This is a genomic window from Lysobacter sp. SCRH-1R (assembly GCF_057747855.1).
In genome coordinates this window covers 1,765,859-1,789,098 of record NZ_CM173227.1, presented here as the reverse complement: position 1 = coordinate 1,789,098, position 23,240 = coordinate 1,765,859, and the positions used below count along the sequence as shown (strand labels likewise).

At 68.5% G+C, this 23,240-nt stretch carries 22 protein-coding genes; 8 read left to right on the top strand and 14 right to left on the bottom strand.

Annotated elements, in window-relative coordinates; genetic code table 11:
• Positions 1–66 precede the first annotated feature (66 nt).
• Positions 67–1,080: a mechanosensitive ion channel family protein gene (locus AC3ANK_RS08080; RefSeq protein WP_484172669.1), complete on the top strand. Its 1,014-nt coding sequence runs from the start codon at positions 67–69 to the stop codon at positions 1,078–1,080.
• A gap of 5 nt (positions 1,081–1,085) precedes the next feature.
• Here the strand turns inward: AC3ANK_RS08080 and orn are convergent, their stop codons facing one another.
• Entirely contained in the window at positions 1,086–1,661 is a 576-nt protein-coding gene (gene orn / locus AC3ANK_RS08075) for an oligoribonuclease (protein WP_484172668.1), read from the bottom strand.
• A gap of 14 nt (positions 1,662–1,675) precedes the next feature.
• On the opposite strand from orn, the gene AC3ANK_RS08070 reads away from it, so the two are divergent.
• A complete protein-coding gene (locus AC3ANK_RS08070) occupies positions 1,676–2,227 on the top strand; it encodes a DUF2721 domain-containing protein (protein ID WP_484172667.1) in 552 nt (183 codons plus the stop codon).
• Positions 2,228–2,406: 179 nt separating this feature from the next.
• Here AC3ANK_RS08070 and tadA read toward each other — a convergent pair whose 3' ends face one another.
• Positions 2,407–2,922 (bottom strand): tRNA adenosine(34) deaminase TadA, encoded by a 516-nt coding sequence (gene tadA, locus AC3ANK_RS08065; protein ID WP_484172859.1) that lies wholly within the window; start codon positions 2,920–2,922, stop codon positions 2,407–2,409.
• Between the two features lie 205 nt (positions 2,923–3,127).
• Between tadA and acnD the strand changes: the two genes are divergently transcribed.
• The 4 genes from acnD (at position 3,128) to AC3ANK_RS08045 (ending at position 7,838) form a co-directional block, all read left to right on the top strand.
• Positions 3,128–5,740 carry a Fe/S-dependent 2-methylisocitrate dehydratase AcnD gene (gene acnD, locus AC3ANK_RS08060; protein ID WP_484172666.1) on the top strand — a complete coding sequence of 871 codons (2,613 nt, stop codon included), beginning with the start codon at positions 3,128–3,130 and terminating at the stop codon, positions 5,738–5,740.
• 54 nt (positions 5,741–5,794) lie between these two features.
• The gene (locus AC3ANK_RS08055) at positions 5,795–6,244 is read left to right on the top strand and encodes an SRPBCC family protein (RefSeq protein WP_206858779.1); all 450 of its coding nucleotides are present in this window, start codon (positions 5,795–5,797) and stop codon (positions 6,242–6,244) included.
• A 135-nt stretch (positions 6,245–6,379) separates the two neighbouring features.
• The gene (gene prpF / locus AC3ANK_RS08050; RefSeq protein WP_484172665.1) at positions 6,380–7,567 is read left to right on the top strand and encodes a 2-methylaconitate cis-trans isomerase PrpF; all 1,188 of its coding nucleotides are present in this window, start codon (positions 6,380–6,382) and stop codon (positions 7,565–7,567) included.
• A gap of 64 nt (positions 7,568–7,631) precedes the next feature.
• A complete protein-coding gene (locus AC3ANK_RS08045; protein WP_484172664.1) occupies positions 7,632–7,838 on the top strand; it encodes a hypothetical protein in 207 nt (68 codons plus the stop codon).
• Positions 7,839–7,850: 12 nt separating this feature from the next.
• Here AC3ANK_RS08045 and guaA read toward each other — a convergent pair whose 3' ends face one another.
• The 3 genes from guaA to folD all read right to left on the bottom strand — a co-directional run bounded on the left by guaA (position 7,851) and on the right by folD (position 12,223).
• Positions 7,851–9,416 carry a glutamine-hydrolyzing GMP synthase gene (guaA, locus tag AC3ANK_RS08040; RefSeq protein ID WP_484172663.1) on the bottom strand — a complete coding sequence of 522 codons (1,566 nt, stop codon included), beginning with the start codon at positions 9,414–9,416 and terminating at the stop codon, positions 7,851–7,853.
• A gap of 113 nt (positions 9,417–9,529) precedes the next feature.
• A complete protein-coding gene (gene guaB / locus AC3ANK_RS08035) occupies positions 9,530–10,987 on the bottom strand; it encodes an IMP dehydrogenase (RefSeq protein WP_484172662.1) in 1,458 nt (485 codons plus the stop codon).
• Between the two features lie 330 nt (positions 10,988–11,317).
• Complete coding sequence (gene folD, locus AC3ANK_RS08030; protein WP_484172661.1) at positions 11,318–12,223, bottom strand: bifunctional methylenetetrahydrofolate dehydrogenase/methenyltetrahydrofolate cyclohydrolase FolD; 906 nt, start codon at positions 12,221–12,223, stop codon at positions 11,318–11,320.
• Between the two features lie 112 nt (positions 12,224–12,335).
• Here folD and AC3ANK_RS08025 point away from each other — a divergent pair, with 112 nt between their 5' ends.
• Positions 12,336–12,647 (top strand): DUF1244 domain-containing protein, encoded by a 312-nt coding sequence (locus tag AC3ANK_RS08025; protein ID WP_484172660.1) that lies wholly within the window; start codon positions 12,336–12,338, stop codon positions 12,645–12,647.
• Positions 12,648–12,652: 5 nt separating this feature from the next.
• A complete protein-coding gene (locus AC3ANK_RS08020; protein ID WP_484172659.1) occupies positions 12,653–13,423 on the top strand; it encodes an alpha/beta hydrolase in 771 nt (256 codons plus the stop codon).
• Positions 13,424–13,426: 3 nt separating this feature from the next.
• Here AC3ANK_RS08020 and moeB read toward each other — a convergent pair whose 3' ends face one another.
• From moeB to rlmN, 9 genes are all read right to left on the bottom strand, one after another.
• Entirely contained in the window at positions 13,427–14,563 is a 1,137-nt protein-coding gene (moeB, locus tag AC3ANK_RS08015; RefSeq protein WP_484172658.1) for a molybdopterin-synthase adenylyltransferase MoeB, read from the bottom strand.
• Between the two features lie 17 nt (positions 14,564–14,580).
• The gene (locus AC3ANK_RS08010) at positions 14,581–15,798 is read right to left on the bottom strand and encodes a molybdopterin molybdotransferase MoeA (protein ID WP_484172657.1); all 1,218 of its coding nucleotides are present in this window, start codon (positions 15,796–15,798) and stop codon (positions 14,581–14,583) included.
• Positions 15,795–16,406 (bottom strand): molybdenum cofactor guanylyltransferase, encoded by a 612-nt coding sequence (mobA, locus tag AC3ANK_RS08005; RefSeq protein WP_484172656.1) that lies wholly within the window; start codon positions 16,404–16,406, stop codon positions 15,795–15,797. The genes AC3ANK_RS08010 and mobA overlap by 4 nt, the downstream gene beginning before the upstream one ends.
• A gap of 480 nt (positions 16,407–16,886) precedes the next feature.
• Entirely contained in the window at positions 16,887–18,287 is a 1,401-nt protein-coding gene (der, locus tag AC3ANK_RS08000; protein ID WP_206858812.1) for a ribosome biogenesis GTPase Der, read from the bottom strand.
• Between the two features lie 160 nt (positions 18,288–18,447).
• Positions 18,448–19,647 carry an outer membrane protein assembly factor BamB gene (gene bamB, locus AC3ANK_RS07995; protein WP_206858814.1) on the bottom strand — a complete coding sequence of 400 codons (1,200 nt, stop codon included), beginning with the start codon at positions 19,645–19,647 and terminating at the stop codon, positions 18,448–18,450.
• Positions 19,647–20,279, bottom strand: coding sequence for a YfgM family protein (locus tag AC3ANK_RS07990; protein WP_206858815.1), 633 nt, complete (start codon positions 20,277–20,279; stop codon positions 19,647–19,649). Before AC3ANK_RS07990 ends, bamB begins: the two co-directional genes overlap by 1 nt.
• A 103-nt stretch (positions 20,280–20,382) precedes the next feature.
• Positions 20,383–21,192 carry a helix-turn-helix domain-containing protein gene (locus AC3ANK_RS07985; protein WP_206858816.1) on the bottom strand — a complete coding sequence of 270 codons (810 nt, stop codon included), beginning with the start codon at positions 21,190–21,192 and terminating at the stop codon, positions 20,383–20,385.
• Positions 21,189–22,025 carry a type IV pilus biogenesis/stability protein PilW gene (pilW, locus tag AC3ANK_RS07980; protein WP_206858820.1) on the bottom strand — a complete coding sequence of 279 codons (837 nt, stop codon included), beginning with the start codon at positions 22,023–22,025 and terminating at the stop codon, positions 21,189–21,191. The genes AC3ANK_RS07985 and pilW overlap by 4 nt, the downstream gene beginning before the upstream one ends.
• Before the next feature lie 19 nt (positions 22,026–22,044).
• On the bottom strand, positions 22,045–23,175 hold the full coding sequence (gene rlmN, locus AC3ANK_RS07975) for a dual-specificity RNA methyltransferase RlmN (RefSeq protein WP_242524949.1): 1,131 nt from the start codon (positions 23,173–23,175) through the stop codon (positions 22,045–22,047).
• Positions 23,176–23,240 lie beyond the last annotated feature (65 nt).

The following is a 23,240-nucleotide window of genomic DNA, read 5'->3' as shown; positions in this document are numbered from 1 at the left end:
GGGGCGTCGTATTTTGTGAGGGCACCTCGCCCGCCGTTCCCTGCCGATGCATCGAAGGAGGCAGTCTTGACCGCCGCATCCACGCCGAAGCCCACGCTGCCCGATCTCGCCAACGGGCTCGCGCCGCCCGTCCATCTCAGCGCGATGACCGCCGACCAGTTCTGGGCCTGGGCGATCGACGTGGGCATCAAGGTCGGCGGCGCCCTGCTCGTCTTCTACATCGGCCACCACATCGCCAAGTGGATCGTGCGCGCCGCCGGCCGCGGCCTCACGCGCGCGCATGTCGAAGCCACGTCGCTGCAGTTCATCAGCCGCGTGATCTACATCGCGCTGCTGATCGTGCTGCTGCTGGCGATCCTGCAGGGCTTCTTCGGCATCGCGCCGACCTCCTTCATCGCGATCCTCGGCGCCGCGGGTCTTGCGATCGGCCTGGCGCTGAAGGATTCGCTGTCGAACGTGGCTTCGGGCGTGATGCTGGTGACGCTCAAGCCGTTCCGCGTCGGCGACGTCGTGCAGATCGGCGGCAGCAGCGGCACGGTCGAGGCGGTGAGCATTTTCCAGACGAAGCTGCGCGGCGCCGACAACCAGACCATCGTGCTGCCGAACAACCTCATCACCACCGCGCCGATCGTGAACCTTACGCCGGACACGGTGCGCCGCATCGAGCTGATCATCGGCATCGGCTACGAGGACGACATCGACGCGGCGCGCGCCGCGATCATGCGGATCATGCAGGCCGACAAGCGCATCCACGAGACGCCGGCGCCCGACGTCGTCGTGTACGAGCTGGCCGACATCGCGGTGCGCCTGGGCGTGCGCTGCCACGTCGGCAACGCCGACCATTTCGCGACCAGGTGCGATCTCAACGAGCGCATCAAGAAGGCGTTCGACAAGGCCGGCATCAGCATCCAGCAGGCACAGCGCGACATCCGCGCGCAGCGGCGCGTGCTCGAAGCGGTGCAATCGTCGGTGACCAGCGCGGCGGGGGTGACCGATGCCTCGCAGACGCCGTCGCCCGAGGAGCAGTCCTCGACCTCGTCGCCCTCGCCCGAGCAGCAGACGCCGCCCGGTTCGCGCTGAGGATCTCAGTGCAGCGGGTCGCCGCCGAGGCGGCCCATGAAGCCGCGGTAGTGGCGCAGTTCCGCGATGGAATCGCGCACGTCGCTGAGCGCGGTGTGGCGGGCGTCCTTGTTGACGCCGGCGAGCACGTCCGGCGCCCAGCGGCGCGCGAGTTCCTTGATGGTGCTGACGTCGAGGTTGCGGTAGTGGAAATGCCTCTCCAGCCGCGGCATCAGGCGATGCAGGAAGCGGCGGTCCTGGCAGATCGAATTGCCGCACATCGGCGACTTGCCGGCCGGCACCCAGTGCTGCAGGAACGCCAGCGTCTGCGTTTCGGCATCGGCCAGTGAAACCTTGCTGTCGAGCACGCGCTGCCACAGGCCCGAACGCCCGTGCTGGTTGCGGTTCCACTCGTCCATCGCTTCCAGCCGCGCGAGCGGATGCGCGATCGCCAGTTCCGGACCTTCGGCCAACACGTTGAGCTGCTTGTCGGTGACCACCGTGGCGATCTCGAGGATGGAGTCGCGATCGGTGTCCAGCCCGGTCATTTCCAGGTCGATCCAGATCAGGTGTTCGTCGTTCGGTGAAGGGACGGCCGCCATGCGCTCGCACTGGAATGAGGTCCGGCGCATCATACAGCCAGCCCGCCCGTCGGCTTCGCGCCGCGCTCACGGAAACGCCACGCATGCCCTCGCCCGTCGCGATCGATCCTTCGCACTACGCCGTCGTCTCGGCCATGATCACCCCGGCGTTCTTCCTGACCGCCGCCAGTTCCATGCTGATCTCCTCGAACAACCGGCTCGCGCGCGTCGTGGACCGGATGCGTGCGGACATCGAGGTGCTGCGCGGCCTGCCGCAGGGCCCGGCGCGCGTGGAGCAGGAAGCGCGGATCGCGATCCATCGCCGCCGCTCCTACCTGGTGCTGGCGTCGGTGCGGATGCTGTATGCCGCGATCAGCGCGTTCGTCGGCACCAGCCTGGGCATCGCGGTGGATGCGTTCTTCGGTTATCGGCTGGATCTGGTGCCGACCGGGCTTGCGGTGGTGGGTGTGCTGCTGATGTTCGCGGCGTCGCTTTGCCTCGGGCATGAGGCGAAGCTGGGGCTGCGGATGCTGGATCGGGAACTGGACGAGCAGCTCGCGAAGGACAGGCTTGAAATGCGGGAGTGAGGCTTTCAGCCCCTCTCCTTCCGGGGAGGGGTTGGGGTGAGGGTGGTGGAGAGTCAACGCGCGCTTGCGATGCCTGCGACGATGGCGCGTGACCGCTCTTGTAGCCCCGGTAAGCGAAGCGCACCCGGGACCTGTCGCGCCCAACCCGGGTGCGCTTCGCTTGCCCGGGCTACAAACGCCTAGCCTTGCGGCGACGCGGGGGTCACCTTCCCCCGCTTGCGCCTGAAATACGCCGTCAACCGCGCACCAGACTCCTCGCCCAGCACACCGCCTGTGACCTGCACGCGGTGGTTGTGGCGCGGATCGGCCAGCAGGTCGAACACGCTTCCCGCCGCGCCGGTCTTCGGATCGCGTGCGCCGTACACCACCCGCGACACGCGCGCGTGCACCATCGCCATCGCGCACATCGCGCACGGCTCCAGCGTCACGTACAGGGTCGAACCGAGCAGGCGGTGATTGCCCACGCGCTGCCCGGCTTCGCGCATCGCGACGATCTCCGCGTGCGCGGTCGGATCGCGCAGCGTGATGTTGCGATTCCAGCCCTCGCCCAGCACCTCGCCGTCGGCGGACACCAGCACCGCGCCGACCGGGATCTCGTCGTCCTCGCGCTCGGCGCGTTCGGCCAGCGCCATCGCGTGGCGCATCCAGCGCTCGTCGTCGTCCGCGGGCCGGGTATTCGTCGTTTCCTGAACCATCGCGACAGGATGCCCGAGCCCGCGCGCCCCCGCCACGCTCCAGGCGCGAATCCCGCTCGTTGCGCCCCATTCGATCAGCCGCCGCGCGCCTGGAACCGCTAAAATTGACGTTCCCCGCGCCTGCGCGGACAGCCAGCCACCGACGGCCCCGCGCCACGGCCGCCCGCCAAACCAGGACCGCGCTTCGTCCATGAATTCCACGCCCATGAACTCCCAACATCGCAAACCGCTGCCCGGCACGTCGCTGGAGTATTTCGACGCGCGCGAGGCGGTCGAGGCCATCGCGCCCGGCGCCTGGGCCGGCCTGCCCTACACCTCGCGCGTGCTGGCCGAAAACCTGGTGCGTCGCTGCGATCCGACCACGCTGGTCGCGTCGCTGAAGCAGCTCATCGAGCGCCGCCGCGACCTCGACTTCCCGTGGTTCCCGGCGCGCGTGGTGTGCCACGACATCCTCGGCCAGACGGCGCTGGTGGATCTGGCCGGCCTGCGCGACGCCATCGCCGACCAGGGCGGCGATCCGGCGAAGGTGAACCCGGTCGTGCCGGTGCAGCTGATCGTCGACCATTCGCTCGCCGTCGAATGCGGCGGCTACGACCCCGATGCGTTCGCGAAGAACCGCGCCATCGAGGATCGCCGCAACGAAGACCGCTTCCACTTCATCGAGTGGACCAAGCGCGCATTCGAGAACGTCGACGTGATCCCGCCTGGCAACGGGATCATGCACCAGATCAATCTGGAGAAGATGTCCCCGGTCATCCAGTCGCAAGGCGGCGTCGCGTTCCCCGACACCTGCGTCGGCACCGACAGTCACACGCCGCACGTCGATGCGCTGGGCGTCATCGCGATCGGCGTCGGCGGGCTTGAAGCCGAAAACGTCATGCTCGGCCGCGCGTCGTGGATGCGCCTGCCGGACATCGTCGGCGTCGAACTCACCGGCAAGCGCCAGCCCGGCATCACCGCGACCGACATCGTGCTCGCGCTCACCGAATTCCTGCGCAAGGAAAAGGTCGTCGGCGCGTACCTGGAATTCCGTGGCGAAGGCGCCGCGAGCCTGACGCTCGGCGATCGCGCGACGATCTCGAACATGGCGCCGGAGTACGGCGCGACGGCGGCGATGTTCTTCATCGACGACCAGACGCTGGAGTACCTGCGACTCACCGGCCGCGACGACGCGCAGGTGAAGCTGGTGGAAAACTACGCGAAGACCGCAGGACTGTGGGCCGACGACCTGAAGCACGCGCAGTACGAGCGCACGCTGACGTTTGACCTGTCGAGCGTCGTGCGCAACATGGCCGGGCCGTCGAATCCGCACAAGCGCCTGCCGACGTCCGACCTTACCGAGCGCGGCATCGCCGGCAACCTCGATGCCGCGCGCGCCCAGGAAGCCGAAGGCCTTATGCCCGACGGCGCGGTGATCATCGCCGCCATCACCAGCTGCACCAACACCAGCAACCCGCGCAACGTGATCGCCGCCGGCCTGCTCGCGCGCAACGCGAACGCGCGCGGCCTCACGCGCAAGCCGTGGGTGAAGACCTCGCTCGCGCCGGGCTCGAAGGCCGTGCAGCTGTACCTGGAAGACGCGAAGCTGCTGCCGGAACTCGAACGGCTCGGCTTCGGCATCGTCGCGTTCGCATGCACGACGTGCAACGGCATGTCGGGCGCGCTGGATCCGGCGATCCAGCAGGAAATCATCGACCGCGACCTGTACGCGACGGCGGTGCTGTCGGGCAATCGCAACTTCGACGGGCGCATCCATCCGTACGCGAAGCAGGCCTTCCTCGCCTCGCCGCCGCTGGTGGTCGCCTACGCCATCGCAGGCACCGTGCGTTTCGATATCGAACGCGACGCGCTGGGCACGGACGCCGACGGCAAGCCGGTCACGCTCAAGGACATCTGGCCGAGCGACGACGAAATCGATGCGATCGTCGCGCAGAGCGTGAAGCCCGAGCAGTTCCGCCGCGTGTACGAGCCGATGTTCAACATCCGCGTCGAACATGGCGAGCGCGTGAGCCCGCTGTACGACTGGCGCCCGCAGAGCACCTACATCCGCCGTCCGCCTTACTGGGAGGGCGCGCTGGCCGGCGAGCGCACGCTGCGCGGCCTGCGCCCACTGGCGGTGCTGGGCGACAACATCACCACCGACCATCTGTCGCCATCGAACGCGATCCTGCGCAACAGCGCCGCCGGCGAATACCTGGCGAAAATGGGCCTGCCGGAAGAGGACTTCAATTCGTACGCGACGCATCGCGGCGACCACCTCACCGCGCAGCGCGCGACGTTCGCAAATCCCACGCTGGTCAACGAGATGGCCGTGGTCGACGGCGAAGTGAAGAAGGGATCGCTGGCGCGCATCGAACCGGACGGCCAGGTCGTGCGCATGTGGGAAGCGATCGAAACCTACATGGAACGCAAGCAGCCGCTGATCATCATCGCCGGCGCCGACTACGGCCAGGGCTCCTCGCGCGACTGGGCCGCCAAGGGCGTGCGCCTGGCGGGCGTGGAGGCGATCGTCGCCGAGGGGTTCGAGCGTATCCACCGCACGAACCTCATCGGCATGGGCGTGCTGCCGCTGGAGTTCAAGCCCGGCTTCAACCGCACCGTGCTGCGCATCGACGGCACCGAAACCTTCGACGTCACCGGCAAACGCGAACCGCGCGCGGACCTCACGCTTGTCATCCACCGTCGCAATGGCGAGCGCGTGGAAGTGCCCGTCACTTGCCGCCTCGACAGCGACGAGGAAGTCTCGATCTACGAAGCCGGCGGCGTGCTGCAGCGCTTCGCGCAGGACTTCCTGGAATCGTCGGCGCGCGCGGCCTGACCGTCGCGCGCCCGCTTTCGCAACGTCCCTTCCCAGCCCGCAAGGAGTAGCGACATGCCCGGCACCGTCACCCTGCACCGCGTCATCCGCGCCCCCGCCGAGCGCATCTACCGTGCCTTCATCACGCCCGCGGCGATGGTCAAGTGGCTTCCGCCGCATGGCTTCACCGGCGACGTGCATTCGATGGACGCGCGTGTCGGCGGCAGCTACCGCATGTCGTTCACCAACTTCGGCACCGGCGGCAGCCATTCCTTCGGCGGCACATACCGCGAGATGGTCCCGGGCGAAAAGCTGCGCTACGACGACCAGTTCGACAATCCAGAGCTCCCGGGCACGATGGAAGTGGAAGTCACGCTGAAGCCCGGCATGGTCGGCACCGACGTGAGCATCGTGCAGAAGGGCATTCCGGATTCGATCCCGGTCGAGTTCTGTTACCTCGGCTGGCAGGAATCGCTGGAGATGCTGGCGAAGCTGGTGGAGCCGGAGATTCCGGACGGGGCGTGATGACTGGCGTCATCGCTGCAAAGTGGATCCAACACTCCGGCATGTCATGACCTGGGGAAAGTGTGACGCGTCGGCAAGTTGGATTTCCGCCTTCGCCGGAATGGCATCGAAAAGCAACCTACGAACGAATAGACCATGACCCACGCACCGCAGATCCGCATCCCCGCCACCTACATGCGCGGCGGCACCAGCAAGGGCGTGTTCTTCCGCCTGGACGACCTGCCCGAAGCCGCGCGCGTGCCCGGCAAGGCGCGCGATGCGCTGCTGCAGCGCGTGATCGGTTCGCCCGATCCGTACGGCAAGCACACCGACGGCATGGGCGGTGCGACGTCGAGCACCAGCAAGTGCGTGATCATCTCGAAGTCGTCCGTGCCAGGGCATGATGTGGATTACCTCTACGGCCAGGTGGCCATCGAGGAATCCTTCGTCGACTGGAGCGGCAACTGCGGCAACCTGAGCACGGCGGTCGGTCCGTTCGCGATCGCCGCCGGGCTGATCGACGCCGATCGCATTCCGCAGGACGGCCTGTGCACGGTGCGCATCTGGCAGGCGAACATCGGCAAGACGATCATCGCGCACGTGCCGGTGACGAACGGGCAGGTGCAGGAAACCGGCGATTTCGAACTCGACGGCGTGACCTTCCCCGCCGCGGAAATCCAGCTGGAATTCCTCGATCCGTCGGACGACGGCGATGCGGGCGGCTCGATGTTTCCCACCGGCAATCTCGTCGACGACCTGGAAGTACCCGGCGTGGGCACGTTCAAGGCGACGATGATCACCGCCGGCATTCCCACGATCTTCCTCGACGCCGCGGACCTGGGTTACACCGGCAGCGAACTGCAGGACGCGATCAACAAGGACGCCACCGCGCTGGCGAACTTCGAGAAGATCCGCGCGCACGGCGCCCTGCGCATGGGCCTGATCAAACACCTGGACGAAGCGAAGACCCGCCAGCACACGCCGAAGGTCGCGTTCGTCGCGCCGGCGGCCGACTACGTTGCGTCGAGCGGCAAGCAGGTGGCGGCCGGCGACATCGATCTGCGCGCGCGCGCGATGTCGATGGGCAAGCTGCATCACGCGATGATGGGCACGGCAGCGGTCGCCATCGGCACGGCGGCATCGATTCCCGGCACGCTGGTGAATCGCACGGCAGGCGGTGGCGAACGCGAGGCGGTGCGCTTCGGCCATCCGTCCGGCACGTTGCGCGTGGGCGCGCAGGTGAAGCTCGTCGACGGACAGTGGACCGTGACGAAAGCCATCATGAGCCGCAGCGCGCGCGTGCTGATGGAAGGCTGGGTGCGGGTGCCGGCGGATTCGTTCTGAACACGCCGTTGTAGCCCGGGCAAGCGGAGCGCACCGCGCCACTGTGCAATCCGCCCCGGTGGCGATGAACGCGCCGCAGCGCGTCGCACCGGCGAACTGCGATTCTCTTGGCGATTCGGCGGCTCCCCGGGTGCGCTTCGCTTACGCGGGCTACAAAGGCCTATGCGTGTTCGAGACTGACGGCGCCGAAGCGATCCCGGTTGCAGGAGGACGCAAATCTTCGACCTTCGCCAACGTCAATAAAAAAGCCCCGCAAACGCGGGGCTTTTAACATCGGAGCCGCTCACTCCCACTCGATCGTGGCCGGCGGCTTCCCGCTGATGTCATACACGACGCGCGACACGCCGCGCAACTCGTTGATGATGCGGTTCGACACGCGCCCGAGGAAATCGTACGGCAGGTGCGCCCAGTGCGCGGTCATGAAGTCGATGGTTTCCACCGCGCGCAGCGCGATCACCCATTCGTAGGCGCGCGCGTCGCCGACCACGCCCACCGACTTCACCGGCAGGAACACGGCGAAGGCCTGGCTCGTGCGGTCGTACAGGTCGGCCTTGCGCAGTTCGTCGATGAAGATGTGGTCGGCACGCGCCAGCAGTTCGGCGTATTCGCGCTTCACTTCGCCGAGGATGCGCACGCCCAGGCCCGGACCGGGGAACGGATGGCGGTAGACCATCGCGCGCGGCAGGCCGAGTTCGACGCCGAGGCGGCGCACTTCGTCCTTGAACAGCTCGCGCAGCGGCTCGACCAGGCGCAGCTTCATGTCTTCCGGCAGGCCGCCGACGTTGTGGTGGCTCTTGATGACGTGTGCCTTGCCGGTCTTGCTGCCGGCCGACTCGATCACGTCCGGGTAGATCGTGCCCTGCGCCAGCCACTTCGCGTTGGCGAGCTTGGCCGACTCCTCGTCGAAGATCTCGACGAACAGGTTGCCGATGATCTTGCGCTTGGCTTCGGGATCCTCGACGCCGGCCAGCGCCTTGAAGTAGCGGTCGGCGGCGTTCACGCGCACGACCTTCACGCCCATGTGCTCGGCGAACATCGCCATCACCTGGTCGCCTTCGTTCCAGCGCAGCAGGCCGGTGTCGACGAACACGCAGGTGAGCTGCTCGCCGATCGCCTTGTGCAGCAGCGCGGCGACAACGGAGGAATCCACGCCGCCGGACAGGCCGAGGATCACCTCGTCCGAGCCGACCTGCTCGCGCACGCGCGCGATCTGGTCCTCGATGATGTTGGCCGCGGTCCACAGCGTCCTGCAGCCGCAGATGTCAGCGACGAAGCGGCGCAGCAGCGTCTGGCCTTGCTTGGTGTGCGTGACTTCCGGATGGAACTGCACGCCATACCAGCGCTTGTCCTCGCGCGCCATCGCGGCGACCGGGATGCGGTCGGTCACGGCGGTGACGGTCCAACCCGGCGGCGCCTTGGCGACGTGGTCGCCGTGGCTCATCCACACGTCGATGCGCGGCTCGCCGTCGTGGTCGGTCAGCCCGCCCAGCAGCGCGTCATGCGCGACGAGTTCGACTTCAGCATGGCCGAATTCGCGTGCGTCGGCGGCTTCGGTCGCGCCGCCCAGCTGCGCGGCGAGCGTCTGCATGCCGTAGCAGATGCCCAGGATCGGCAGGTTCGAATCGAACACCTCCTGCGGGGCGCGGGGTGCACCTTCCTCCGTCGTCGACTCCGGACCGCCCGACAGGATGATGCCCTTCGCGCCGAACGCCGCGATCTCCGCCGGATCGTGGTCCCACGCCCAGATTTCGCAGTACACGCCGATCTCGCGGATGCGGCGGGCGATCAGCTGCGTGTACTGCGCGCCGAAATCGAGGATGAGGATCTTGTCGCTGTGGATGTTGGTCATTCGGGCGTGATTCGTGATGGGTGATTCGTGATTCGAGGAGAAGCCCGGCGACTGTGCCGGGATCGGCTCTTTCGAATCACCAATCCCGAATCACGAATCACGTCGGGCCAGCGTCAGCTGGCCCGATAATTCGGCGGTTCCTTCGTGATCTGCACGTCGTGCACGTGGCTCTCGCGCGCGCCGGCATTGGTGATGCGCACGAAGCTCGGCTTCTTGCGCATGTCCTCGATGCTCGCGCAGCCGACGTAGCCCATCGTGGCACGCAGGCCGCCGGCGAGCTGGTGCACGACGTTGCGCAGCGGGCCGCGATACGGGACGCGGCCTTCGATGCCTTCCGGCACGAGCTTGTCGGCGTCCGATGCATCCTGGAAATAGCGGTCCTTCGACCCCTGCTCCATCGCGCCCAGCGAGCCCATGCCGCGGTAGCTCTTGTAGCTGCGGCCCTGGAACAGTTCGACTTCGCCCGGCGCTTCCTCGGTGCCGGCGAACAGGCCGCCGATCATCACCGTCGACGCGCCCGCGACGATCGCCTTGCCGATGTCGCCCGAATAGCGGATGCCGCCGTCGGCGATCAGCGGGATGCGGTCCTGCAGCGCCTCGGCGACCATCGCCACCGCGGTGACCTGCGGCACGCCGACGCCCGCGACGATGCGCGTGGTGCAGATCGAGCCCGGGCCGACGCCGACCTTCACCGCGTCGGCGCCGTGGTCCATCAGCGCGAGCGCGGCATCGCCGGTGACGATGTTGCCGCCGATGACCTGCAGCTGCGGGAAGTTCTTCTTCACCCAGTTGACGCGATCGAGCACGCCCTGCGAATGACCGTGCGCGGTATCGACCACGACCACGTCCACGCCGGCCGCGGCGAGCGCTTCCACGCGCGCCTCGGTGTCGCCGCCGACACCCACGGCCGCGCCGACCAGCAGGCGTTCGCTGGTGTCGTAGGCGGCGTTGGGGTTGTCGGACTTCTTCTGGATGTCCTTCACGGTGATCAGGCCGCGCAGCTCGAAGCCGTCGTTGACCACCAGCACCTTCTCGATGCGGTGCTTGTGCAGCAGGCTCAGGACTTCCTCGTCGGTGGCGCCTTCGCGCACCGTCACCAGGCGGTCCTTCTTGGTCATGATGTGGCGGACCGGATCGTCGAGCTTCTTTTCGAAGCGCATGTCGCGGCTGGTGACGATGCCCATCAGCTGGCCGCCTTCCACCACCGGCACGCCGGAGATGTTGCGCGCGCGGGTGAGCTTGAGCACTTCGCCGATCGTCGTGTCGGGCCCGACGGTGAAGGGCTCCTTGATCACGCCGGCCTCGAACTTCTTGACCTGCGCGACGTGCGCGGCCTGCGCTTGCAGCGTCATGTTCTTGTGGATGATGCTGATGCCGCCGAGCTGGGCCATGGCGATGGCCAGGCGCGCTTCGCTGACCGTGTCCATCGCGGCCGAAAGGATCGGCAGCCGGATGTTCAGGTCGCGGGTGAGGCGGGTCGTGAGCGAGACGTCCTTGGGCAGGACCGTCGAATGGGCCGGGACGAGCGAGACGTCGTCGTAGGTCAGTGCTTCAGCCTGGATGCGCAGCATGGGCGGGGGCCGGGAGGCGGATGAAGCGCGACATTGTAGCGTGTCTGGCGCCCCTCACGCCTGCTTCGCGCCGGGACGAGTCGTTCTACTGAGGCTGCCGGTCGCGCTTGACGCGATTTGCTGCGCAAATCACGTTTCACACGTGCTCCACACCCGCCCCTCGCGGCTCCGCCGCGACCGCCCCTAACTTAGGGGCTGGGGCAAAAGCCCGGCTTCGCTCGCCACTGCTGCCTCGCTTTTTGAGCCCCTCTCCCTACGGGAGAGGGGTTGGGGTGAGGGGCAACGAAGCGAAAGCGTAACCGGTCGTCTTAACCGAGCAGCGCTGCGGGGCTACTTCACCGCGTGCCATCCCTGCCCCGAATCCGCCGCCTCCGCCGCTTCCAGCGTGTTCTGCATCAGCGTGGCGACCGTCATCGGCCCGACGCCGCCCGGGACCGGCGTGATCCAGCTGGCGCGCTGGGCGGCCGCGTCGAAGCCGACGTCGCCCACCAGACGGCCGTCGTCGAGGCGGTTGATGCCCACGTCGATCACCACCGCGCCCGGCTTCACCCATTCACCGGGGATCAGCCCCGGGCGGCCGACCGCCACCACGAGGATGTCGGCGTTGCGGATCGAGGCTTCGAGGACCTCGGGCGGCGTGAACTTGTGGCAGCTGGTGACCGTGCATCCGGCGATCAGCAGTTCCAGCGCCATCGGGCGGCCGACGTGGTTGGAGACGCCGACGATCGTCGCGCTCTGCCCGCGCACCGGGCGGTCGGTATAGGCCAGCAGCGTGGTGATGCCGCGCGGCGTGCACGGGCGCAGGCCGAACTGGCGCAGCGCGAGGTGGCCGACATTCTCCGGATGGAAGCCGTCCACGTCCTTGCGCGGGTCGATGCGATGGATCAGCTCCGTCGCGTCGCGGCGATCCGGCAGCGGCAGCTGGACCAGGATGCCGTGCACGTCCGGATCGGCATTGAGCGCGTCGATCAGCGCGAGCAGCTCGTCGTTGCCGGTGTCGGACGGCAGGTCGTAGTCGATCGCGCGGATGCCCACTTTCTGCGCCGCACGCCGTTTGTTCTTCACGTAGACGCTGGACGCCGGATCGTTGCCGACCAGCACCACCGCCAGCCCCGGGCGCGATTTGCCCGATGCGACGCGCGCATCGACGCGGCTCTTGAGCGTGTCGAGCAGGTCTTCGGCGATGCGCTTGCCATCGAGGATGCGGGCCGGTGCGTGGGTCGTGGAGACGGTCATGCCGTGGGCTGGAGTACATTCGGGCCGAGGATTATCGCTCAAGCCATCCCGGAAGGCCGGCCCGCCGCGCCTGGCCCCCGCCTCCCCCACTCCGGACCGCCCGACACCGCACATGACCGACACCGATTTCGAAACCACCCAGATCGAGGCCGCCGCCTTCCGGCGCCTGCTCCAGCACCTGCTGCAGGAGTGCCCGGACGTGCAGAACATCGACCTGATGATCAACGCCGGCTTCTGCCGCAACTGCCTGGCCGACTGGTACCGGGAGGCCGCCGAGCAGCGCGGCATCACGATGACCAAGGACGAGGCGCGCGAAGCCATCTACGGCATGCCGTTCGCGCAGTGGAAGGCGCAGCACCAGCGCGAGGCGACGCCGGAACAGCTGGCGGCGTTCGAGGCGGCGCAACGCCGGCACGCAGGATGAGCGCGATGCGCCGCCAGTTGCTGGGCTGGGCGGCGCTGCCGGTGCTCGGCTACGCCGGGCTGGTCGCGTGGCTGTTCTCCAAGCAGCGCGACCTGATCTACCTGCCCGAAGGCACGCGCATCGACGTGCCTCAGACCGATTTCACCCTGGCGCGCGGCGACGTGCAGCTGCATGGCTGGGTGCTGCATCCGCAGGCAGGCCGGCCCGTGATCTACTTCGGCGGCAATGCCGAAAGTGTCCACAACCGGCGGGAAATGCTCGACCGCCTGCTGCCCGATCGCGCGGTCTACCTGGTTTCGTATCGCGGCTACGGCACCAGCGGCGGCCAGCCCACCGAGACGATGCTGCTCGGCGATGCGCTGGCGCTGTTCGACGACGTGCGCGCGCGCCATCCGGACGAACCCATCGCGGTGATCGGCTCCAGCCTGGGCAGCGGCGTGGCCAGTTACGTGGCCAGCCAGCGGGCGGTTTCGCAACTGGTGCTCATCGCGCCGTTCGACAGCCTGACGGCCGTGGCGCAGGCGCACTACCCGATGTTCCCGGTACGGTGGATCCTGCGCGACCGGTTCGATTCCATCGACCGTCTGCGCGGCTACGAAGGCGAGGTGATGATCGTGCGCGCCGCGCTCGACCAGGTGGTGCCGCCGGCGAACACCAACCGCCTGATCGCCGCGTTCGGCAAGCCACCGAAGGTGGTGGACCTGCCGCAGGCCGGGCACAACACGATCAGCGGCGATCCGGTGTTCGAGCGGGCGCTGGCAGACTTCCTGCGCTGAAGGCTACGCCGCGCAGAACTTCACGTAGTCGATGTAGCCCGGGAATTCGCGTTCCGCCGCGCACACCGGGCAGTCCGGATCGGCCGGCAGCCGCGTCTCGCGGAAGCGCATGCCCATCGCATCGAAATGCAGCAGCCGCCCGGCGAGCGGTTCGCCGATGCCGAGGATCAGCTTGATCGCCTCGGTCGCCTGCAGCAGACCGATCACGCCGGGCAGCACGCCGAGCACGCCGGCTTCGGCGCAGTTCGGCGCGGCTTCCGGCGGCGGCGGCTCGGGGAACAGGCAGCGATAGCACGGCGCGTGGCCGCGATGGCGCCCGGCATCGAACACGCTCACCTGCCCTTCGAAGCGATGCACCGCGCCGTACACCAGCGGCTTGCCCAGTTTCACGCAGGCATCGTTGAGCAGGTAACGCACCGGGAAATTGTCGGCGCCGTCGATCACGACGTCGGCGCCTTCGATGAGCCGTTCGACGTTCGCCGCCGTGATCCGCTCCTGGAAGGTTTCGATCGCCACCGTCGGATTCAGCGCCGACAGGGCGATGCGCGCCGATTCGACCTTCGGCACGCCGATCCGGTCTTCGGTGTGCAGGATCTGCCGCTGCAGGTTGCTGCGATCGACGATGTCGTCGTCCGCCAGCACGATCGTGCCGATGCCCGCCGCCGCGAGATAGAACGCGGCCGGCGAACCGAGTCCGCCCGCGCCGACCATCGCGATGCGGGCGTCCTGGAGCCTGCGCTGCCCCGCCTCGCCGACTTCCGGCAGGCGCAGGTGGCGCGAGTAGCGGTCGTAGAAATCGAAGTCGCGTTCGTCGCGGGTGATCGGCAACCCTTCGGCGATCCAGCGCGTGGTGCCGCCTTCCACCGACGCGACGCGCGAATACCCGGCCGCGTGCAGCGCCTGCGCCGCCTTCATCGAACGCGCACCGGACTGGCAGATCAGCAATACGTCCGCGCCGCGATCGGGCAACGCGGCCCGCGGATCGGCTTCCAGTTCCCCGCGTGCGATGCCCAGCGCCCCTTCGGCAAAGCCGGTGGCGCGTTCGTGCGACTCGCGCACGTCCACGATGACGGCGCCTTCGCGCTGGCGGCGCAGGGCGTCGGCGGGGGCGATGAGTTCGATCCTTGCCGCGGTGTTCATGGGCCGATTATCGCGCCTTACGCGTAGCGCAGGACCTCGACCACGGTGCCGGCGGCCAAACGCTGCGGTCCATCCGGCACGACGATCAGCGCGTTCGACTCGCCGACCGCGCGCAGCCGGTGCGAGCCGGCGGCGGGATTCGGATCGGCGCGCAGCACGCCGTGGTCGTCGCAGAACACGGTGGCGCGCAGGAATTCGCGGCGCGGGTGGGTCTTCTCCAGCGGCGAGACGAGCTGCGCGCGCTCCACGGTGCGTGGCTCGGTGCGCCCCTGCAGGGCGTCGATCAGCGGCCGGCCAAAGCCGAGGAAGGTCGCGAACACCGATACGGGATTCCCCGGCAGCGCCAGCACGCGCGCCTGGTCGAGGCTGCCGAACAGCACCGGCATGCCCGGCTTCATCCGCACCTTCCAGAAATGCACCTGGCCGAACTGCCGCACGACGGCCGGAATGTGGTCCTTCTCGCCGGCCGACACGGCGCCGCAGGTGACGATCAGGTCGAACGCGCAGCCCGCGTCGCGCAGTGCGATCTCGACCTGCTTCGGGTCGTCGGGCAGGCGCGGCCACGCGGTCGGTTCGAGGCCCTCGGCGCGCAGCAGGCCCATCAGCAATTCGCGGTTGCTGTCGTGGATCTCGCCCGGCGACAGCGGCATGCCCGCTTCCACCAGTTCGTCGCCGCTGCTGAACACCGCCACCGTCGGCCTGCGGAACACCGACAGCGACGGCACGCCCAGCGACGCGGCCAGCGACACGCGCGCCGGCGTCAGGCGCTGGCCCGCATGCAGCACGACGTCGCCGGGCTGCACGTCCTCGCCGGCGTGGCGCAGGTTCGCACCGGCGTCCGGGGACTTGAGGATCACGATGCGGTCGCCTTCGGCCCGCGTGTTCTCCTTGATCACGACGGTGTCGGCGCCCACCGGCATCGGCGCGCCGGTGGTGATGCGAACGCATTCGCCCTCGCCCACCGTCAGGTCGAGCGCGCGGCCCGCGAACTGCTCGCCGGCGAGGCGCAGCGTGGTCTCGCCTTCTCGCAGGTCGGCATGGCGCAGCGCGAAACCGTCCATCGCACTGTTGTCGAACGGCGGCAGTGCGATCGCCGCACGCACATCGTTGGCGAGGATGCGGCCGTGCGTGCGCCCGAGCGGCAGGGTTTCCGTATCGAGCCGGTGTTTCGCCGCGATGTCGCGGACGATGGCGACGGCGTCGTCGAAAGCCAGTTGCGTGGGGAAGTCGCTCATTCGGGTCGATCGCGTCCGTCGGATTCGCCGGGCATCGCGCCGGCGGCGGCGAGATCCTCCGGCGTGTTGAGGTTGCCGAAGCGTACGCCGCCCAGTCGAACGGCGGTCATGCGAAGGCGGCGTTGCAGCGAATGGATGGCGAGGTCGCGGGCTTCGATCGCCTGCACCGCCGCGCTGCGCAGCGGTGCGACGGGCCACAACGCGACGAGCGGCTGCGGGCCGTCGTCGTCCACGGCATGCGCGCCGTGCTCGCCGGCTGCGGCGCATAGGCTCTGGACCAGGCAGTCGTTGACGCCGACCAGATCCACCGGAAGCGTCAGCAGCCACGGCGTCGCGCAGGCGTCGGCGAGTGCGTCGAGCGCGGCAAGCGGGCCGAGATCGGGACCCGCGCGATCGGCGATCGCACGCAGGCCGATGGCCTCGTAACGCTCGGCATGGCGATTCGCGCTGACCAGGATCGTCGCGGTTTCGGCGGCAAAGCGGCGGCGCCAGCGTTCGACCTGCGGCACCCCATCGCGGGTGAGCCATGCCTTGTCGACACCGCCCAGCCGGCTCGCGCGTCCGCCCGCGAGGATGCCGAGGGTGATGTCGGAGGACTGGAGCGCCATGTGCGGGATTTTACGGCGTGAACGCGGCAGCGACTTGATCCGTGAGGGATTGGGGGCTGTCCACTGAACTGCCCCGCACCGCGTCAACCTCGCCATCCCGGCGAAGGCCGGGATCCAGGCCGTCAAGCGAAAAAGCAGGATGGGTTCCGGCTTGCGCTGGAATGACGGTCAGCCCCTCTCCCATGGGAGAGGGGTTGGGGTGAGGGGCAACGAAGCGATGGCGCTGAACGACCGGTGCCGTGCTGCGCTGCTGCTTTCGCCGCTCCAGCGAGAAGCAAATGGGTTCCAGTATTCGCTGGAATGACGGTGAAGTGGTTTGCCGCACGGGAGTGCCCGTCCGATACGAGCCTGGATCCCGGCCTTCGTCGGATGACGCCCGACCACTTCGCTGGGACGACGCAATCACTTCCCCGGATGACTCACTTCGCCGGGATACGCCATCACAAAAACCTTCGCGCCGTGCGCGAAAGCGGGATCGCGTCACTTCCCCTTCTTGACGTGCCGCAGCATCCGGCGCTTGCGCGCGACCTGGCGATCGGTGAGCACGTTCTTCTTGCCTTCGTACGGGTTCGCGCCTTCCTTGAACACGAAACGCACCGGCGTGCCGACCAGCTTGAAGCGCTTTCGGAAGAAGTTCTCCAGATAGCGCTTGTAGGTGTCGCTCAGCGTGCGCAGGCGCGTGCCGTGCACGACGAAGGTCGGCGGATTGTTCGCTGCCGGATGCGCGTAACGCAGCTTGGCGACGTGACCGCGCACCGTCGGCGGCGGGTTGGTTTCGTAGGCGACTTCCAGCGCCTTGTTCACTTCGCTGGTGCTGAACTCGTGCGTGGCCGACGCGTGCGCGCGATGAATCGCCCGGAACAGTTCACGCAGCCCCGAACCGTGCTTCGCGCTGATGCGCACCGCTTCGGCCCAGTCGACGAAGCCCAGCTTGCGCGTGAGCAGCGCCTCGGCCTGCTGGCGCTGGTAGTCGGTCAGGCCGTCCCACTTGTTGACGGCGACGACCAGCGCGCGGCCCGCATCGAGTGCGTGGCCCAGCACGGTGGCGTCCTGGTCGGTGATGCCTTCGCTGGCGTCGAGCATCACCACCGCGACCTGGCACTGCTCGATCGCCTGCAGCGTCTTGACGATGGAGAACTTCTCCACCGCTTCCTCCACGCGCGCCTTGCGGCGCAGGCCGGCGGTGTCGATCAGGCGGTACAGGCGACCGTCGCGCTCCATGTCGATGGAAACCGAGTCGCGCGTCGTGCCCGGTACTTCGGACGCGATCATGCGCTCCTCGCCGAGCAGGCGATTCACCAGCGTCGACTTGCCCACGTTGGGGCGACCGATGAAGGCCACGCGGATGCGCGAGGGATCGGTGTCGAGCTCCGTGGCCGCGCCCTCTTCCGGCACGCGCTTGAGCACGCGGTCGATCAGCTCGTCGATGCCCTGGCGGTGCGCCGAGGACACGGCGATGACGTCGTTGATGCCGTAGCGGGCGAATTCGTTGATCGCGGCCTGCGCGTCGAGACCGTCGGTCTTGTTCACCACCAGCATCGCCGGGCGCGCGGACTTGCGCAGCCAGGCGAGGATCTCGTCGTCCAGCGCCGAGGCGCCTTCGCGGCCGTCGACCACGAACAGCACCAGGTCGGCCTCCTCGGCCGCCGAGCGCGCCTGCCGGGCGGTGGCGCCGGCCAGCCCCTCGTCCTCGCCGGCGATGCCGCCGGTGTCGACAATGGCGAACGGGCGCTTCCCCTCCGGTCGCGCCACGCCGTAGTTGCGATCGCGCGTGACGCCGGGCTGGTCGTGGACCAGGGCGTCGCGGGTGCGCGTCAGCGCATTGAACAGCGTGGATTTTCCGACGTTGGGGCGACCAACGAGGGCGACGAGCGGAAGCATGGTCAGGGCCGGGATTGGATTGGGGAGCCGGGATTTGCACAGTGCGGGCCGCGCGGGCCGCACCGAATCCGAGGGCGCCATGATGACGGGCCGGGCGGAAAAAAGGAAACGACCGGCACGGGGCCGGTCGTCTCCGAAGTCCGAACCGCGGGCTCGCGCCTTACTGCAGGCGGAACGCGGTGAGCTCGCCGTTGACGTTCTGCACGATCGCGATGCCGTCGGCGACCACCGGGGCCGCCTTCACGGCCTTGCCGCCGACGCGCTCGCGCGCGGCGAACTCGCCGTTGTCGAGCTTGAGCCAGTGCACGTAGCCGTCGAAATCGGCGACCACGGCGAAGTCGCCCTGCACCGCCGCGCCCGTCACGTTGCGCCGGGCCAGCGCCGGCTGCTGCCACATGGCCGCGCCGCTGTTCTTGTCGAGGCCGAAGACGGCGCCGCTCGGATCGGTCACGACCAGGCGGTCGGGCGCCAGGCCGATGCGGCCCGCGCCGCCGTGCTCGGACGACCACATGGGGCGGCCGCTGGGCGCGTCGATGGCCAGCGTCTGCTTCTTGAAGCTGGTGGCGAACAGCGTGGTGCCGTCCAGCACCGGCGTGCCGTCGACGTCGGCCATGCGATCCAGTTCGGTGCGGCCTTCGGCCTGCGCGACCGGCTGCTCCCACATCGGGCGACCATCGGCCGCCGCCAGTGCGGAGACGGTGCCGTCGTCGTTGCCGATGAAGACGAAGCCCGGGCCGAGCACCGGACCGTCGTTGCCGCGCACCGACAGCATCGGGACTTCCTGCACCCAGAACCAGCGGCGCTCGCCGCTGGCGGCGTCGAAGGCGGTGACGCGGCCGTCATTGGAACGCACGAACACGGTGTTCATGCCGATGGCCGGGGCCGCGATGACCTCGTTGGGCACGCGGGCCTGCCACTTCTCTTCGCCGGTGCTGGCGTCGAGCGCGATGACTTCGCCGTCCAGGCCGCCGATCACGACCAGGCCCTCGCCCACGCCGGGGCCTCCGGACAGGCGCAGGTTGGCCTTCTTGTCGGGGCGGTATTCCCAGATCTGCTTGCCGGTCTGCAGGTCGAAGGCGTGCACGCCGCCTTCGATGGCCGCCGCGAACACGCGACCGTCGGCCACGGCCGGGCCCTGGCCCACGCCGATGCGGTCTTCGCCCTTGCCGGCGTTGGCCGACCAGATCTTCTGGACCGTCACCGACGGGGTGATGTCGGTCAGCTCGGCCGGTTCGTTCGGCTTGCCGTCGTCCTTCTTCTTGTCGCCGCCGAACCAGCCCTTGATAGTCGAGCAGCCGGCGAGCGAGGCCGCGCACAGCAGCACGACGGAGGTACGCAGCAGCATGGAGCGGTGCTTCATCAGGACTTGGCCTCGGGCTTGGCGGGCGCGCCGCCGACTTCGGTGAGCTTGAGTTCGAGCAGGCGGCGATGCGGCGAGGCCACGTCGAGTTTCGCCATCGCTTCGGCGTACGCGGTGCGTGCCTGCTCCTTCTGGCCGAGCGCCAGGTGCGCGTCGCCGCGCACTTCGATGCCCGACGCCGTGTCGGCGTCGGCCACCAGCTTCAGCGCGGCATCGGCCTGCTTCTTCTCGATGAGCAGGCGCGCGATGCGCTGCTCGACGATCTGCGCGACCGCCGGGTCTTCGGTCCTGATGCCCTGCAACGTCGCGAGCGCCGCGTCGTTCTGCTTCGCATCGACCTGCGAGCGGGCGAGTTCGAGCGCGGCCAGCGCGCGGTAGCTGGAACCTTCGGCCAGTGCCTTGACCTTGGCTTGCGCCGAGGCGTCCTTCGCGTCGATGGCGTCGATGGCCTGCTGGTACTGCGTGGCCATGTCCATGCGCTGCTGTTCGTGGCGCTGGTCCCACCACTTCCAGCCGCCGATGGCCGCCAGGCCCAGGGCGATGCCGCCGATCAGGCCCGCGCCGTTGTTGCGCAGCCACTGGAGGACGCGTTCGCTTTGTTCGTGTTCGTCGAGAAGGTCGTCAATCGCCATCTGGTGGCTGCCGTACTCTGTGGCCCGCCGCGGTGGCGGGAATCCAATAGGAGCATCGGCCCGCATGGCGGGCCGGTGCAGTGAGGATTTCCCAATCCGCCGGTCAATCGCCCGGCGTGAGGGAACCGTCAGAGGATAGCGTAAAGCGCGCCACGTTCGCGCGGCTGAACGGCGCCAGATCGACCGTCCTGCCCGCGTGGCGGACTTCCACGGCGGAAGAATTTCCCAGCACCACGCGCGAAACCTCGCCTGCGGCGTAGGTGCGTTGCTGGCCGGTGCCAAGCTCGCCGCTTTCGATCACGCGGCCATCGGCGCCGCGCACTTCCACCCAGCTGTTGCCGATGAAGTTGAGCGCCAGCGCGGGTTGCGTCGCCGCGGGCGCGGGCGTCGGCAACGTCGCCATCGAGGCGACCAGCGGCGTGCGATGCACCGGCGCCGGCGCGGCCGGTTGGGCATTGTTCGCAGGCGCGGCCGGCGCGCTCGCCACGTCGAGCGATTCGACCTTGGCGTCGTCCTTCTTGAGCTCACGGGAAGCCATCCAGATCGGCACCGCGATGGCCGCGGTCAGCACGATGTAGATCGCACGGCGCGTGGCCTGCTCGAACACGCGGCGATAGCGCGGCGTGTGGGTGTGGCTGACGAGCTCGGACGGCGCGATCGGACGCGCGCCCTGGCCGAGCTCCTCGTCGAATTTGACGCCGAGCAGGCGCGCATAGCTGCGCAGCTGCCCGCGTACGAAGACCGGTGCGCCCAGCTGGCTCGAATCCCCGGATTCGAGTTGCCGGATCACCTTGACCGGAATCTTCAGGCTGGCGGCGACGTCCTCCTGCGACAGTCCCGCCTCCTCGCGGGCCTGCTTCAGGCGCACGCCGATGCTGGCGCCCATTTCAGGCGCGACGTTGTTCGAGTTCATCGCTTTCCGTCATCCCCCATGCCGGAGCCCCGCGTCTGCGGGAACTCCGCCCTCATTCGCTGAACGTATCTTGCGGCGGCTGCCGTGTCGCCGAGTTTCTCTTCGATTTGTGACGCAAGCTGCAACGCCTCGGGGTCGGGTGGTGCTGCCGAGAGGCGGCGCTCGGAGAATGCGCGCGCTTCGAAGGCGTTTCCTTGACGGAACTCAAGCTCCGCCAGGGCGCCCAGTGCGGTGGCGTTGCCTGGGTCCAACTGGATCGCGCGGCGCAGATCGCGGCGGGCGCGGTCGTCCTGGCCGGCGCGGGCGGCGCAGCTGCCGGAGTTGGCCAGCGCCACGGCCGGCGTCGCATAACGGGGGTCCTGCAAGGCGCGGTCGAACCATGCCAGCGACTCGGCCGTCTTCCCTTCCCTGCACAGCCAGACGCCGTAGTTGTTCTGCACGGCGCCGTTGTCCGGGCCGAGTTCGGCGGCGCGAAGGTAATGGCGGCCGGCTTCGGCCGAGTCGCCGCGGCGCGCGGCGGCCACGGCCAGCACGGTTTCGGCGTCGACGGAGTTCGGATCGATCCGGAGCGCCTTCCGGGCTTCCGTCTCGGCCGCGGCGTAATCGCCGCTCATCAGGCGGAGCTGGGCCACTTCGAGCGTGCGGCTGGCGGCGATCGCGTCCTTGTTGCGCGCGTTGCCGCTGACGTTGACCTCGGGCGTGGTCCGCTCGAAGTCCTGGCGCTTGAAGTCCTGCCGGACGAAGGTCATGCGGCTGCACGCGCTGGTCGCCAGCACCGCGACCGCCAGGACGGTCGTGATCGTGAGGCTCAGCGGGCGACCGCGGACGTCCATGGCTAGCGGGCTCCTGACATTACGCAGCCTCGTTCCCGAGACCTTGCGCCTGCAATCGTTTGTTGAATTCCGCCTGGCGCCGGGTGCGGTCCATGACCTGCCCCTTGAGCTGGCCGCAGGCGGCGTCGATGTCGTCGCCGCGCGTCCGCCGCACCGGGGCGATCATGCCCGCTTCGTTGAGCAGCTTCTGGAACGCGCGGATGGCCGCGTCGTCCGGACGCTCGAAGCGCGTGCCCGGGAACGGATTGAACGGGATGAGGTTGACCTTCGCCGCGTCCTTCATCTGCACGGCGTTGTCGAACTGGCGCATCAGGCGCAGCAGCTGGCGTGCGTGCTGCGGCTGGTCGTTCACGCCCTTCATGAGCGTGTACTCGAACGTCACCGACGTGCCGCGCTTGCGCAGCGCGTAGCGCACGCAGGCGTCCATCAGCTGTTCGATGGGGTACTTCTTGTTGAGCGGCACCAGCTCGCTGCGCAGCTCGTCGTTGGGCGCATGCAGCGACACGGCGAGCGAGACGTCGCTCTCCAGCGCGAGGCGGTCGATCATCGGCACCATGCCGGCGGTCGACAGCGTGACGCGCTTGTTCGCAAGGCCATAGCCGAGGTCGTCGCGCATGATGCTCATCGCGCGCACGACGTTGTCGAAATTCGCCAGCGGCTCGCCCATGCCCATCATCACCACGTTGGTGAGGCGGCGCTGCTGGTGCGGCACGTTGCCCAGGTGACGCGCGGCGACCCACACCTGGCCGATGATCTCGGCGGTGGACAGGTTGCGGTTGAAGCCCTGGGTGGCGGTGGAACAGAACTGGCAGTTGAGCGCGCAGCCCACCTGCGACGACACGCACAGCGTGCCGCGCCCCTTGTCGGGGATGTAGACGGTCTCGATGGCGTTCTTCGGGTCCATGCCGAGCAGCCACTTGTGCGTGCCGTCGGTGGACGCCTTGTCGAACACGACCTGCGGCACACGCACTTCGGCGCTGGCTTCGAGCTTGGCGCGCAGCGCCTTGCCCAGGTCGGTCATCTCGGCGAAGTCGGTCACGTACCGGTGATGGATCCACTTCATCACCTGGTGCGCGCGGAACTTCTTCTCGCCGAGCGTCTCTTCGAAGAAACGCTCGAGCGAAGCGCGGTCGAGGTCGAAGAGGTTCATCTTCCCCTCGCCCGCGCCCTTCGCGGCCACGCCTGCTTCCACGCGCGCAGCCGAGTCCGTCGCGG

Coding starts and splice junctions, on each gene's coding strand:
- orn (WP_484172668.1), bottom strand. CDS start 1,661: ATGGCGGCCGTCCCTTCACCGAACGACGAACACCTGATCTGGATCGAC.
- AC3ANK_RS08070 (WP_484172667.1), top strand. CDS start 1,676: ATGAGGTCCGGCGCATCATACAGCCAGCCCGCCCGTCGGCTTCGCGCC.
- tadA (WP_484172859.1), bottom strand. CDS start 2,922: ATGGTTCAGGAAACGACGAATACCCGGCCCGCGGACGACGACGAGCGC.
- acnD (WP_484172666.1), top strand. CDS start 3,128: ATGAACTCCCAACATCGCAAACCGCTGCCCGGCACGTCGCTGGAGTAT.
- AC3ANK_RS08055 (WP_206858779.1), top strand. CDS start 5,795: ATGCCCGGCACCGTCACCCTGCACCGCGTCATCCGCGCCCCCGCCGAG.
- prpF (WP_484172665.1), top strand. CDS start 6,380: ATGACCCACGCACCGCAGATCCGCATCCCCGCCACCTACATGCGCGGC.
- AC3ANK_RS08045 (WP_484172664.1), top strand. CDS start 7,632: ATGAACGCGCCGCAGCGCGTCGCACCGGCGAACTGCGATTCTCTTGGC.
- guaA (WP_484172663.1), bottom strand. CDS start 9,416: ATGACCAACATCCACAGCGACAAGATCCTCATCCTCGATTTCGGCGCG.
- guaB (WP_484172662.1), bottom strand. CDS start 10,987: ATGCTGCGCATCCAGGCTGAAGCACTGACCTACGACGACGTCTCGCTC.
- folD (WP_484172661.1), bottom strand. CDS start 12,223: ATGACCGTCTCCACGACCCACGCACCGGCCCGCATCCTCGATGGCAAG.
- AC3ANK_RS08025 (WP_484172660.1), top strand. CDS start 12,336: ATGACCGACACCGATTTCGAAACCACCCAGATCGAGGCCGCCGCCTTC.
- AC3ANK_RS08020 (WP_484172659.1), top strand. CDS start 12,653: ATGCGCCGCCAGTTGCTGGGCTGGGCGGCGCTGCCGGTGCTCGGCTAC.
- moeB (WP_484172658.1), bottom strand. CDS start 14,563: ATGAACACCGCGGCAAGGATCGAACTCATCGCCCCCGCCGACGCCCTG.
- AC3ANK_RS08010 (WP_484172657.1), bottom strand. CDS start 15,798: ATGAGCGACTTCCCCACGCAACTGGCTTTCGACGACGCCGTCGCCATC.
- mobA (WP_484172656.1), bottom strand. CDS start 16,406: ATGGCGCTCCAGTCCTCCGACATCACCCTCGGCATCCTCGCGGGCGGA.
- der (WP_206858812.1), bottom strand. CDS start 18,287: ATGCTTCCGCTCGTCGCCCTCGTTGGTCGCCCCAACGTCGGAAAATCC.
- bamB (WP_206858814.1), bottom strand. CDS start 19,647: ATGAAGCACCGCTCCATGCTGCTGCGTACCTCCGTCGTGCTGCTGTGC.
- AC3ANK_RS07990 (WP_206858815.1), bottom strand. CDS start 20,279: ATGGCGATTGACGACCTTCTCGACGAACACGAACAAAGCGAACGCGTC.
- AC3ANK_RS07985 (WP_206858816.1), bottom strand. CDS start 21,192: ATGAACTCGAACAACGTCGCGCCTGAAATGGGCGCCAGCATCGGCGTG.
- pilW (WP_206858820.1), bottom strand. CDS start 22,025: ATGGACGTCCGCGGTCGCCCGCTGAGCCTCACGATCACGACCGTCCTG.
- rlmN (WP_242524949.1), bottom strand. CDS start 23,175: ATGAACCTCTTCGACCTCGACCGCGCTTCGCTCGAGCGTTTCTTCGAA.